This is a genomic window from Verrucosispora sp. WMMD1129 (assembly GCF_029581255.1).
GTDB classification, from domain to species: domain Bacteria; phylum Actinomycetota; class Actinomycetes; order Mycobacteriales; family Micromonosporaceae; genus Micromonospora; species Micromonospora sediminimaris.
In genome coordinates this window covers 5,353,175-5,365,421 of record NZ_CP120741.1, presented here as the reverse complement: position 1 = coordinate 5,365,421, position 12,247 = coordinate 5,353,175, and the positions used below count along the sequence as shown (strand labels likewise).

Here is a 12,247-nt window from a genome sequence, read left to right as displayed (position 1 = left end):
CGGGGCCCTCCGTTGTCAACCGACAGATCCAGGTCGCGGCGCGGCGTCAGACACCCCGCGACTGGACGTGCCGCAGATTCACTTGCCGCCGGCGAGCTTCTCCCGCAGTGCGGCGAGCGCCTCGTCGGTGGCCAGCGTGCCCGCCGGCTCCTCGGCCTGCCGGCTCGGGGCCGCGCTGGTCGAGGTGGTGGTGCCGCCGCCCGTGGGGGCGGGCTGCGGGTTGGCAGCGGCCTCGGCCTCGGCGGCCCGGGAGGTCTGCACCTGCTTCTGGTGCGCCTCCCAGCGCTGCCGCGCCTCGGCGTACTGGTTCTCCCAGGTCTCGCGCTGCTTGTCGTACCCCTCGAGCCACTCGCCCGTCTCCGGGTCGAAGCCCTCCGGGTAGATGTAGTTGCCCTCGGTGTCGTACGTCGCGGCCATGCCGTAGAGGGTCGGGTCGAAGTGCTCCTCGCCCTCGACGAAGCCCTCGTTGGCCTGCTTGAGCGAGAGCGAGATCCGGCGACGCTCCAGGTCGATGTCGATGACCTTGACCATGACCTCGGAGCCGACCTGAACGACCTGCTCGGGGATCTCCACGTGCCGCTCGGCCAGCTCGGAGATGTGGACCAGACCCTCGATGCCGTCGTCCACCCGGACGAAGGCGCCGAACGGCACCAGCTTGGTGACCTTACCCGGCACGATCTGCTGGATCGCGTGGGTGCGGGCGAACTGACGCCACGGGTCTTCCTGGGTCGCCTTCAGCGACAGCGAGACCCGCTCACGGTCCAGGTCGACGTCCAGAACCTCGACCTCGACCTCCTGGCCCACCTCGACGACCTCGGACGGGTGGTCGATGTGCTTCCAGGACAGCTCGGAGACGTGCACCAGGCCGTCCACGCCGCCCAGGTCGACGAAGGCGCCGAAGTTGACGATCGAGGAGACGACGCCCTTGCGGACCTGCCCCTTCTGGAGCTTGTTGAGGAACTCGGTACGCACCTCGGACTGCGTCTGCTCCAGCCAGGCCCGGCGGGACAGCACCACGTTGTTGCGGTTCTTGTCCAGCTCGATGATCTTGGCTTCGAGCTCGCGGCCGACGTACGGCTGCAGGTCGCGCACCCGGCGCATCTCGACCAGGGAGGCCGGCAGGAAGCCACGCAGCCCGATGTCGAGGATGAGGCCACCCTTGACCACCTCGATGACGGAACCGCGGACGACGCCGTCCTCGTCCTTGATCTTCTCGATCGTGCCCCAGGCCCGCTCGTACTGCGCCCGCTTCTTGGAGAGGATCAGCCGGCCCTCCTTGTCCTCCTTCTGAAGGACAAGGGCCTCGATGTGGTCGCCCACCGAGACGACCTCTGCCGGGTCCACGTCGTGCTTGATCGACAACTCCCGAGAGGGAATGACACCCTCGGTCTTGTAGCCGATGTCGAGCAGGACCTCGTCCCGATCGACCTTGACGACGGTGCCTTCGACAATGTCGCCGTCGTTGAAGTACTTGATGGTCTCGTCGATCGCGGCGAGGAAAGCCTCCTCAGAGCCGAGATCGTCGACGGTGACCTTGGTGGCGCTCGAGGGGGCCTCGATGCTGCTCGTCATGTGGGCGGTTGCTCCGGTCGGATGGTGTGTCACAGCAGGCTGGTGTCGCGGTGACCTGTGCGCGCCAACGGATCCGTCGGCGGGCCCACCTGGATATCGCTGAACGAGATCTTGATGTGACTCCGTCGACCGCGCACCTGCTCCCTGCCGAGGCACACGATCCGCGAGCGCATCGTCTACCCTACCTGCTGCATTACCACAGCGTGCAAGCCCTCCCGTCTACTCATCGGCGCACCAGCAGCGAAAGCGGAGATTTCGACCAGAGATGCCGCGGGCGCGACGGGCCGCCGCCGGCCCCACCGCGGTGAGGGCCTAGCGTGGCCTGGTGGACGACGAGGACCGGGTGACCCGGCGTCGGGTCGGTGATGCCGAGGCACGCACCGCCAACCGGCGCTGGTGGGACGCCGACGCCGACGCGTACCAGGCCGAACACGGCAGCTTCCTGGGCGACGTGGACTTCGTCTGGTGTCCGGAGGGGCTGCGCGAGGCCGACGCCGGGCTGCTCGGCGAGGTGACCGGGCGGCAGGTGCTGGAGGTCGGCTGCGGTGCCGCCTCCTGCTCCCGCTGGCTGGCCGCCCAGGGGGCCCGGCCGGTCGCGGTGGACCTGTCCGCCGGCATGTTGCGGCACGCGACACAGGCCAACGCCCGCAGCGGGGTACGCGTGCCACTGGCGCAGGCCGACGCGCTGGCGTTGCCCTTCGCCGACCAGACCTTCGACATCGCCTGCACGGCGTTCGGCGCGGTCCCGTTCGTCGAGGACTCGGCGGCACTGATGCGCCAGGTGCACCGGGTGCTGCGTCCCGGCGGCCGGTGGGTCTTCTCGGTCACCCACCCGATGCGCTGGATCTTCCTGGACGATCCCGGGGAGGGCGGGTTGACCGCCGTGCACTCGTACTTCGACACCCGGCCGTACGTGGAACTGGACGAACACGGCCGGGCCAGCTACGTCGAGCAGCACCGCACCCTCGGCGACCGGGTACGCGAGCTGGTAGGTGCCGGGTTCCGGCTGCTGGACCTGGTGGAACCGGAGTGGCCGGAGGGACACGAGGGGATCTGGGGGCAGTGGAGCCCGTTGCGCGGCCGACTGTTTCCCGGCACCGCCATCTTCGTCACCGAGAAACCGGCCCGCTGAGGAACGACGCCGTGCCGGACGGTCAGTGCGACGCCGTCGTCCCCGGGTGGCGTTACGCTCACCACATGAGCGCCGAGCCCATCCCGACATCACCTGGCCCCTGGTGTCCGGACCCGATGCGGCAGCAGCGTGCGGACTACACCCTGGAGGACCTGCTCGCCCTGCCGGACGACGCCCCCCGCGTCGAACTCGTCGACGGAGTCATCCACGTGACACCCTCCCCCACCCTGGGCCATCAGGACATCTCATTCCTGCTGACGTCGTGGTTGCGATCCCACGCGCCAGCGCACCTGCGTGCCGCCCAGGCGATCGGCGTCGGGCTCAGCCACAACACCAGCCGACAACCCGACGTGCTGCTCTGCCGCGCCGGACTGCCCGCCGACCGGTCCCGGCTGCGACCAGCGGACGTCGTGCTGGCCGTCGAGGTCGTCTCGCCGGGTACCCGCCGCGTCGACCGGTTCGCCAAGCCGGGCGAGTACGCCGCCGCCGGCATCCCCTTCTACTGGCGCGTCGAGCAGAACCCGGTGCACGTGTACGCGTACCGGCTCGGCGACCGGATCGGGCCGGGCGGGGAACGGCAGTACGAACTAGTCGCCGACAGCGCGGAGCTGATCGAGCTGACCGAGCCTTTCGAGATCAAACTTCCGGTCCGCGACCTCACTCCATAGCCCCGACCGTGCACGTGACCCGACGGCGGCGTTTTCACCGACCGCCCCCGGGTACCCGAACACCATGGCCGACCAGGAGTTCCGCAAGGGTGACCACGTCTCCTGGGCCAGCCACAGCGGCCGGGCCCACGGTGTGGTCAAGGAGAAGCTGACCGAACGGACCCACGTACGCGGGCACCCCGTGAACGCGTCACCGGAGCAGCCGCAGTACCGCATCCGCAACGACGACTCGGGTCGGGACGTGGCCCACCGTCCGGAGGTGCTGCGCCGTGAGCAGTCGTGACGACCCGGATCAGACCTACCGGGAGTTCACCGAGGCGGTGAACATGAAGCCCGGCGAGTTGTCGAAGTGGCTGGACACCGACGAGTCCAAGCATGTCGGCTGGCGGAGAAAGGGCAGCGGGGGCGGCGAGACGGTCGGCCACGAATCCGGCCGAAAGATCATCGACCTGTTGCGCCGCAAACGCGGCCAGCTGACCGAGGCCGACTACAAGCACATGCGCAAGGTCGTCGGGTACGTCCGACGGCACATGGCGCAGCGTCCCAGCGGCGACGTCCGCGACACCCGGTGGCGGTACTCGCTGATGAACTGGGGTCACGACCCGGTCAAGGCGCCGCTGCCACCGCCCGGCGGCCCCTCCCGCAAGGCCCTCGACCGGCACGGCACCCCACCCAAGTCCCGCCGAGGCCCCGGCCGCTGAGATCCGCGCCGGACCGTGGACCCACCCAGCAGGCCACAACTTCGGCGAAGTTGCTGTGTCAGCCGCCCGCGAGGCAACAACTGCCCCGAAACTGCGTGGCATCAGCGCGGTTCGTCCACAGGACCGTGACCGACCGGCGTTCCCCGACCACGTCAGGGTTTCGGGGCAGCCCGACCCGCGCAGGGATCAAGCCTGACCGCCCGGAGCGGGTCGGGCTGCCCCGAAACCCCCAAGGAACGGGTCAGTGGTCGGCGCTGTTCCAGTCGCGGCCGTCGCCCACCGACACCTCCAACGGCACTGACAGCGGGTACGCCCCACCCATCTCGCGCCGGACCAGTTCCTCAAGCACCGTCCGTTCTCCCGGCGCGACCTCGAAGACCAGCTCGTCATGCACCTGCAACAGCATCCGGGAGCGCAGGCCGGCGTCCCGCAATGCGGTGTCGACGTGCAGCATGGCGACCTTGATGATGTCCGCCGCGGAGCCCTGGATCGGGGCGTTGAGCGCCATCCGCTCGGCCATCTCCCGACGCTGCCGGTTGTCGCTGACCAGGTCGGGCAGATACCGCCGACGGCCGAGGATGGTGGAGGTGTAGCCGTCCTGGCGAGCCCGGGCGACCACCTCATGCAGGTAGTCGCGTACCCCGCCGAACCCGGCGAAGTAGTTCTCCATCAACCCGCGCGCCTCCTCGGCGCTGATGCCGAGCTGCTGGGACAGGCCGAAGGCGCTGAGCCCGTACGCCAGGCCGTAGTTCATCGCCTTGATCTTGCGCCGCTGGTCCGGGGTGACCTCGGCGAGCGGCACGGTGAAGACCGACGAGGCCGTCGCGGCGTGGAAGTCGGCGCCGGAGTTGAACGCCTGGATCAGCGCGTCGTCGGCCGACAGGTGCGCCATGATCCGCATCTCGATCTGGCTGTAGTCGGCGGTGAGCAGGCACTCGAAGCCCTCCCCCACCACGAAGGCGCGGCGGATCCGTCGCCCCTCCTCGGTGCGGATGGGGATGTTCTGCAGGTTGGGCTCGGTGGAGGAGAGCCGGCCGGTGGCGGCCACCGTCTGGTTGAAGGTGGTGTGGATGCGCCCGTCGTCGGAGACCGACTTGAGCAGCCCGTCCACCGTCGACTTGAGCTTCGCCACGTCGCGGTGCCGCAGCAGGTGGGCCAGCACCGGGTGCGGGTTCTGCGCGTAGAGCCACTGCAACGCGTCCGCGTCGGTGGTGTAACCCGTCTTGATCCGCTTGGTCTTGGGCAGATTCAGCTCGCCGAAGAGGATCTCCTGCAACTGCTTGGGTGAGCCGAGGTTGAACTCCCGCCCCACCGCCTCGTACGCACCCTGCGCGGCGGCCTTCACCTCGGCGGCGAAGTGCGCCTCCAACTCCGTCAGGTAGTCGGTGTCGGCGGCGATGCCGGTGCGCTCCAGCTGCGCCAGCACCCGCATCAGCGGCAGCTCGACCCCGGCCATCAGCCGGGCCGACTGCTCCCCGTCGCGGGACAGCTCCGCGTCGATCGCGTCGGCCAGGTCGAGGGTGGCCCGGGCGTGCAGCATCAGGTTCTGCTCGGCCTCGCTGTCGCCGCCGAGCCCGTCGAGGGTCAGCTGCCCGGTCTCCGGGGCGTCGACCCGCAACTCCCGGTGCAGGTAGCGCAGCGCCAGGTCGGTGAGGTCGTAGGAACGCTGGTCCGGGCGGGCCAGGTAGGCGGCGATCTGCGTGTCGCGGGCGATGCCGGCGAGATCCCAGCCGTGCGCGGCGAAGGCGAGCACGGCCGGCTTGCTGTCGTGCAGCACCTTGGGGCGGGTCTCGTCGGCCAGCCACGCCGCCAACGCCGCCTCGTCGCCGGCCTCCAGCTGGCCCGGGTCGAACCAGGCCGCCGCGCCGTCGGCGGTGGCCAGCGCCATGCCGGTGACGGTGGCGGTGTGCCGGCGATTCGGGCCGGTGTCGAGCTTGACCGCGACGCCGACGCCGGTGCCGGCCGGCGCGTGCGTCTCCAGCCAACCCACGAGCGCGCCGGGCGCGGCCAGCACCTCGCCGACCAGGTCGAAGCCCGACTCAGCCTCCGGCTCGACCGCTTCGAGGTACTGGTAGAGGCGGTCCCGCAGGATGCGGAACTGAAGGGTGTCGAAGACCTGGTGCACCGCCTCGCGGTCCCATCCCTGCCAGCGGGCGTCCTCGGGACGCAGCGGCAACTCCAGGTCGGCGACCAGCTGGTTGATCTCGTAGTTGCGGATCACATCGGCGAGGCGTTCCCGGAGACTGTCGCCGGCCTTGCCCTTGATCTCGTCGGCGCGGGCGATGACGCCGTCCACCCCGCCGTACGTGTTGATCCATTTCGCGGCGGTCTTCGGGCCGACGCCGGGGATGCCGGGGAGGTTGTCGCTGGTCTCGCCGACGAGGGCGGCCAGGTCGCGGTAGCGGCCGGGGGTGACGCCGTACTTCGCCTCGACCGCAGCCGGGTCCATCCGGGCCAGGTCGGAGACGCCCTTGCGCGGGTAGAGCACGGTGATGTGCTCGTCGACGAGCTGGAAGGCGTCCCGGTCGCCGGTGCAGATCAGCACCGGCATGCCCTGGTCGCGGGCCTGGCAGGCCAGCGTGGCGATGACGTCGTCGGCCTCGTAGCCCTCCTTCTCCACCACCGGGACGCGCAGCGCTGCCAGGATCTCCTTCACCAGGCTGACCTGGCCCTTGAAGTCGGTCGGGGTCTCGCTGCGCCCTGCCTTGTACTCCGCGTAGCGGTCGGTGCGGAAGGACCGGCGGGAGACGTCGAAGGCGACGACGATGTGGGTCGGTTGCTCGTCGCGCAACACGTTGATCAACATTGAGGTGAAGCCGTAGACCGCGTTCGTCGGCTGCCCGGTCGTGGTGGAGAAATTTTCCACCGGCAGGGCGAAGAACGCCCGGTAGGCCAGGGAGTGTCCGTCGACGAGAAGCAGGCGCGGGGTCGTAGCTGTCACGGCTGCGACTCTAGTCCGTACCGCCGACAAGGCTGGCGCGGCAGCACCGGAACGCCGCCGGCCGCCCACCCACGAGGGACGGACGGCCGACGCCGGTACGACACACCTCAGGCCACGCCCAGGTACGCCTCCTTGATCGACGGGTCGTGCAGGAGTTCCTGACCGGTGCCCTCCTTGACGATCCGACCGGTCTCCAGCACGTACGCCCGGTGGGCCCGGGAGAGCGCCTGCTGGGCGTTCTGCTCCACCAGCAGCACCGTGGTGCCCTGCTGGTTGATCTCCACGATGATGTCGAAGATCTGCTGGATGATCATCGGAGCGAGACCCATCGACGGCTCGTCCAGCAGCAGCAGCTTCGGCCGGCTCATCAGCGCCCGGCCGACGGCGAGCATCTGCTGCTCACCGCCGGAGAGGGTGCCACCGGCCTGCTTACGCCGCTCGCGCAGCCGGGGGAACATCTCCAGCACCCGCTCCAGGTCGGCGGCGATGCCGGCGTGGTCGCGCCGGGTGTACGCCCCCATGTCCAGATTTTCCAGCACGGTCATGCCGGGGAAGATCTGCCGACCCTCGGGCGACTGGCACAGGCCCCGGACCACCCGCAGGTCGGCGCGGAGCTTGCTGATGTCCTCACCGTTGAAGGTGATCCGGCCGCCGGACAGCGACCGGATACCGGAGATCGCCCGCATGGTGGTGGTCTTGCCGGCACCGTTGGCACCGATCAGGGCCACCACCTCACCCTCGTTGACGGTGAGGCTGATGCCGTGCAGCGCCTCGATCCGGCCGTACGAGACGCTGACGTTGTCCAACTCAAGCAGCATCGGCGGACTCCCCCAGGTATGCCGCGATCACCCGCGGGTCTCGGCTGACCTCGTCCGGCAGGCCGTCGGCGATCTTGCTGCCGAACTCAAGCACCACGATCCGGTCGGTGACACCCATCACCAGCCGCATGTCGTGCTCGATCAGCAGCACGGTGACGCCGTTGTCGCGGATCCGGCGGATCAGCCCCAGCAGTTCCTCCTTCTCGGCCGGGTTGAACCCGGCCGCCGGCTCGTCCAGGCAGAGCAGCTTCGGCTCGGTGCCGAGCGCCCGGGCGATCTCCAGCCGCCGCTGGTAGCCGTACGGGAGGTTGCGCGCCGCGTCGTTGGCCCGGTCGGCGATGCCGACGAAACGCAGCAACTCCATCGCCTTCTCCTCGGCCGCCCGCTCCTCCAGAACGTAGCGGGACAGGCCGAAGGTCTTGGCGAAGGACCGTCGCAACTGCTGCCAGGTACGTGCGACACCGCCGGCGGCGGTGACCTCCGGCAACTGCTCCGGCGTGGGCCGCACCCGGTAGAGCCGGAACAGCGCGCCGGGCACGCTCGTCTTGTGCCGGGAGTCCGTCCCGACCATGACGTTCTCCAGCGCCGACATCTCCGGGAACAGCCGGATGTTCTGGAACGTCCGGGAGATGCCCAGCCGGCTGATCTGGTGCGGCTTGCGACCGGTGACCCGTTCGCCGCCGAACCGGACCGCACCCGAGGTCGGCTTGTAGACCCCTGTCATCACGTTGAAGCAGGTGGTCTTGCCGGCACCGTTGGGCCCGATCAGGCCGAGGATCTCGCCTTCCTTGATCTCGAAGTTGACCTCGTTGAGCGCGACCACACCACCGAACCGGAGCGTGACGTTGTCGACCTCCAGGAGGTTCCTGGCCGGTCCCGGTTGGGCCGGGATCTTCGGCGCCGCCGGGGTCTTCGTCTCATCAGACATGAGCGGGCGCCTCCTCTGCCTCCGCCGCGCGGTCCTTCAGCTCACGGGCCCGCCGCCGGCTCGGGATCAGGCCCTGCGGACGCAGGATCATCACCAGCACCATGGCCAGACCGAAGGCCAGCCACCGGTAGTCGGCGATCTCCCGGAACCGCTCCGGCAGGTACGCCAGCAGCACCGCACCCACCGACACGCCGACCATGTTGCCCGACCCGCCGACCACCACCATCGCCACGAACAGGATGGAGAGGTTCACGTTGAACTGGGTCGGGTCGATGAAGGCGTACCGGCTGGCGAACAGGAACCCGGCGAAGCCGCCGAGCGCCGCGCCGATGGCGAAGGCCCAGAGCTTGAACTTGAACGGGTAGACGCCCATCACCGCGGCCGCGTCCTCGTCCTCCCGGATGGCCAGCCAGGAACGACCGACCCGGCTGTGCTCCAGCCGCCGTACCGCGAAGACCATGAGCAGCACGACGGTGATCGCCAGCCAGTACCAGGGCTTGATGTCGATCAGGCCGAAGATCTGGTTGTCCGGCGAGGGCGGTCCCTCCGGGCCGGGAATCGCCGAGATGCCCTGCGGGCCCCGGGTGACGCCCTCCAGGTTGCGGGCCACGATGCGGATGATCTCACCGAAGCCGAGCGTCACGATGGCCAGGTAGTCACCGCGCAGCCGCAGCGTCGGCCAGCCCAGCAGCACCCCGGAGATCAGCGCCAGCACCAGTGCGATGAAGGCACAGATCGCCCAGGTCACCGCCCAGGTGGGCGGCAGGTCGAACTCCCGCTGGAACCACTGCACCACCGGCGAGTTCACCGAACCGAACAACGCCACCGCGTACGCGCCGATGGCGAAGAAGCCGATGTAGCCGAGGTCGAGCAGACCGGCCAGGCCGATCACCACGTTGAGGCCGATCGCCACCAGCACGTAGACGGCGCAGGTGAAGAGCACACCCGCCCAGTTGCTGCCGCCCGAGATCGAGTCGGTACGCAACCAGGTGAGGCCGGGGATGCCGAGCAGCGGCAGGTAGTAGAGGAACACCACGAAGGCGACGAACGCCAGGGACCGCTGCCACTTCGGCAGCGCGCGCCACCGGTCGCCGACCGCGTGCAGGGCGTTGACCCGACCGCGGTCCAGCTCTCGCATCTTGTTGATCATGCTCGGGCCCTCCCCAGCGATTCGCCCAGAATGCCGGTGGGCCGGAACATCAGCACCACCACCAGCACCACGAAGGCGATGACGTCCTCCCAGCTGGACTGGAAGAGGGTGGCGCCGTAGACCTCGACGATGCCGAGGAACAGCCCGCCCACAAGCGCGCCACGCAGGTTACCGATGCCACCGAGCACGGCCGCGGTGAACGCCTTGAGACCGAGCACGAACCCGATGCTGTTCTGCGTGAAGCCGAAGCGCATGCTCCACAACAGCGCCGCCGCGCCCGCCATGATGCCGCCCAGCACGAAGATCAGCATGATCACGCGCTCCTGGTTGACGCCCATCAACGCCGCCGTCTCCGGGTTCTGCGCCACCGCCCGCACGCCCCGGCCGTACCGGGTGCGGTTGATGAACCAGTCCAGCAGCGCCATCATCACCACGGCGGAGACGAACACGATCAACTGAATGTTGGTGATCGACGTGCCGAAGATCGTGAAGAGCGTCTTCTGCTCGATGATCGTCGGCATGCCGAGGATGATCCGGGCCCGACCGAAGATCGAGGGCACCGCCTCGCCCAGCAGCTTCGGCAGCACCAGGCCGAAGATCTCCACCAGCACCAGCGACAGGCCGATGGCGGTGATCAGGAAGATCAGTGGCGGCGCGTTCTTACGCCGCAGCGGGCGGTAGGCGATCCGTTCGATCGCCAGCGCGGTGCCGCCCGAGGCCAGCGCCGCGACTATCAGGCCGAGCACCAGGAGCAGCACCGCCTGGCCGATCGGCGGGTTGTTCTCCACCCCGAAGGCGGTCCACAGGCCGAGCACCGCGAAGGTGCCGACCATGAACACCTCGGAGTGAGCAAAGTTGATCAGACGCAGGACGCCGTACACCAGGGTGTAGCCCAGGGCGATCAGGGCATAGATCGCCCCCTTGGACAACCCGTCGACGGTGTGCTGGCCGATGTGGCCGAAGAGATCGTCGAAATTCACCAAGGTCTCCTTGCATGGAGCGCGGCCGGGGCAACGAACAACCCCGGCCGCACTCGGTGCCGGTCGTCAGCTGAGCTTGAGCTCCTGCAGCGGCTCGAACGCCGTGCCCTTGATCTCGTACGACCAGATGACAACCCGCGACGGGTCAACGTCACCGTTGGCGTCGAACTTGATGTACTTCGACACGCCCTGCTTGTCGTAGTTCTTCACGTACTCCAGGATCTCGGCGCGGCTCTTCTTGCCATCCTTGAAGGCGTCCACGAAGATCTGCGCGGCGTCGAAGCCCTCAGCGCCGTAGGAACCCGGCGCCTGGCCGTACGCGGCCTGGTAGTCGGCGGTGAAGGTACCGCCGGCCTTGTCGGCCGGGAGGCACGGGCAGGTGATGATGGAGCCCTCGGCACCGCCGGAGGCACCCGCCGGGAAGGCCGGGTCGTAGAGACCGTCCGGGCCGATGAACTTCGCCTCGACACCGGCGGCACGCATCTGGCGGACCAGCGGCGCGGCCTCACGGGTGTACCCGCCGTAGAAGACGAAGTCGGCGTTCGCCGCCTTGATCTTCGAGATGGTGGCGTCGAACTGCGCCTGCCGCTCCTGGATCTTGTCGCTGGCGGCGATCGTGGCGCCCAGGTTCTTGGTCAGCTCGGCGGTGATGCCGGCACCGTAGGCGCTGGCGTCGTCGATCAGGAAGACCCGCTGCGCGTTCTGCGACTTCAGGTAGGTCGCCACGGCGCCCGCCTGGGTGCCGTCGTTGCCGACCACCCGGAAGAAGGACTTGTTGCCCTTCTGGGTCAGGTCGGTCCGGGTCGCCGACGGGGCGACCATCACCAGACCGGCGGCCTCGTAGACCGGCATGGTGGCGTCCGACTCACCGGAGAAGTGACCGCCGATGACACCGAGGAACGAGGCGTCACCCGCAACCTGGTTCGCCACCGGAGTGGCCTGCGCCGGGTCACCCTGCGTGTCGAACTCGACCATCTCGATCTGGCAGTCGGCGTTCGCGTCGTTGTGCTGCTTGATCGCGAGCTTGGCGCCGTTCAGCGACGGCAGCACCAGACCCGCGTTGTCACCACTGAACGCGCCGAAAATGGCGATCTTGCCACCGCAGTCCCCGGACGCGGTGTCATCGCCGTTGCTGCCACCGGTGTCCTGGCAACCCGCGGCTGCCACCAGCACCGCGGCGAGCGCGGCAGTACCCAGCGCCCTTGAATAGCTTCGCCTCACGGCTTCCTGACCTCCTCCAGAAGCAGGACAGGTACCTGATCCGGGCGGCGGCGACGGCTGTGGCGCGGCACCACCGGCCCAGCAAGGACACCCCCTGCATTACGGCTCGTGATGGCGGAGCGTACCCACACTCCTA

The 12,247-nt window shown here is 68.9% G+C and carries 11 protein-coding genes; 4 read left to right on the top strand and 7 right to left on the bottom strand.

The genetic code is table 11. From position 1 onward, the window contains the following. Positions 1-78 precede the first annotated feature (78 nt). Positions 79-1,572, bottom strand: a complete 1,494-nt coding sequence (gene rpsA, locus O7624_RS25060) for a 30S ribosomal protein S1 (RefSeq protein WP_093401481.1) — start codon at positions 1,570-1,572, stop codon at positions 79-81. 325 nt (positions 1,573-1,897) lie between these two features. Between rpsA and O7624_RS25055 the strand changes: the two genes are divergently transcribed. The 4 genes from O7624_RS25055 (at position 1,898) to O7624_RS25040 (ending at position 4,073) form a co-directional block, all read left to right on the top strand. Beyond that, positions 1,898-2,704: a class I SAM-dependent methyltransferase gene (locus O7624_RS25055; protein WP_282237481.1), complete on the top strand. Its 807-nt coding sequence runs from the start codon at positions 1,898-1,900 to the stop codon at positions 2,702-2,704. Positions 2,705-2,820: 116 nt separating this feature from the next. Continuing rightward, complete coding sequence (locus O7624_RS25050) at positions 2,821-3,372, top strand: Uma2 family endonuclease (RefSeq protein WP_282240756.1); 552 nt, start codon at positions 2,821-2,823, stop codon at positions 3,370-3,372. Between the two features lie 64 nt (positions 3,373-3,436). Continuing rightward, on the top strand, positions 3,437-3,655 hold the full coding sequence (locus tag O7624_RS25045; protein ID WP_093401484.1) for a DUF2945 domain-containing protein: 219 nt from the start codon (positions 3,437-3,439) through the stop codon (positions 3,653-3,655). Beyond that, positions 3,642-4,073 (top strand): DUF3140 domain-containing protein, encoded by a 432-nt coding sequence (locus tag O7624_RS25040; RefSeq protein WP_282237480.1) that lies wholly within the window; start codon positions 3,642-3,644, stop codon positions 4,071-4,073. Before O7624_RS25045 ends, O7624_RS25040 begins: the two co-directional genes overlap by 14 nt. Before the next feature lie 241 nt (positions 4,074-4,314). On the opposite strand, the gene polA is transcribed toward O7624_RS25040, so the two are convergent. The 6 genes from polA to O7624_RS25010 all read right to left on the bottom strand — a co-directional run bounded on the left by polA (position 4,315) and on the right by O7624_RS25010 (position 12,111). Continuing rightward, positions 4,315-7,014 (bottom strand): DNA polymerase I, encoded by a 2,700-nt coding sequence (gene polA, locus O7624_RS25035; RefSeq protein ID WP_282237479.1) that lies wholly within the window; start codon positions 7,012-7,014, stop codon positions 4,315-4,317. Between the two features lie 107 nt (positions 7,015-7,121). Beyond that, positions 7,122-7,832 carry an ABC transporter ATP-binding protein gene (locus O7624_RS25030; protein ID WP_093401488.1) on the bottom strand — a complete coding sequence of 237 codons (711 nt, stop codon included), beginning with the start codon at positions 7,830-7,832 and terminating at the stop codon, positions 7,122-7,124. After that, on the bottom strand, positions 7,822-8,760 hold the full coding sequence (locus O7624_RS25025) for an ABC transporter ATP-binding protein (protein WP_093401489.1): 939 nt from the start codon (positions 8,758-8,760) through the stop codon (positions 7,822-7,824). The genes O7624_RS25030 and O7624_RS25025 overlap by 11 nt, the downstream gene beginning before the upstream one ends. After that, the gene (locus O7624_RS25020; RefSeq protein ID WP_232511008.1) at positions 8,753-9,898 is read right to left on the bottom strand and encodes a branched-chain amino acid ABC transporter permease; all 1,146 of its coding nucleotides are present in this window, start codon (positions 9,896-9,898) and stop codon (positions 8,753-8,755) included. Before O7624_RS25020 ends, O7624_RS25025 begins: the two co-directional genes overlap by 8 nt. A gap of 8 nt (positions 9,899-9,906) precedes the next feature. Further along, positions 9,907-10,890 (bottom strand): branched-chain amino acid ABC transporter permease, encoded by a 984-nt coding sequence (locus O7624_RS25015; protein WP_093401491.1) that lies wholly within the window; start codon positions 10,888-10,890, stop codon positions 9,907-9,909. Positions 10,891-10,956: 66 nt separating this feature from the next. Then, complete coding sequence (locus tag O7624_RS25010; protein WP_093401492.1) at positions 10,957-12,111, bottom strand: branched-chain amino acid ABC transporter substrate-binding protein; 1,155 nt, start codon at positions 12,109-12,111, stop codon at positions 10,957-10,959. Between the last annotated feature and the right edge of the window lie 136 nt (positions 12,112-12,247).

Coding starts and splice junctions, on each gene's coding strand:
- rpsA (WP_093401481.1), bottom strand. CDS start 1,572: ATGACGAGCAGCATCGAGGCCCCCTCGAGCGCCACCAAGGTCACCGTC.
- O7624_RS25050 (WP_282240756.1), top strand. CDS start 2,821: ATGCGGCAGCAGCGTGCGGACTACACCCTGGAGGACCTGCTCGCCCTG.
- O7624_RS25045 (WP_093401484.1), top strand. CDS start 3,437: ATGGCCGACCAGGAGTTCCGCAAGGGTGACCACGTCTCCTGGGCCAGC.
- O7624_RS25030 (WP_093401488.1), bottom strand. CDS start 7,832: ATGCTGCTTGAGTTGGACAACGTCAGCGTCTCGTACGGCCGGATCGAG.
- O7624_RS25025 (WP_093401489.1), bottom strand. CDS start 8,760: ATGTCTGATGAGACGAAGACCCCGGCGGCGCCGAAGATCCCGGCCCAA.
- O7624_RS25020 (WP_232511008.1), bottom strand. CDS start 9,898: ATGCGAGAGCTGGACCGCGGTCGGGTCAACGCCCTGCACGCGGTCGGC.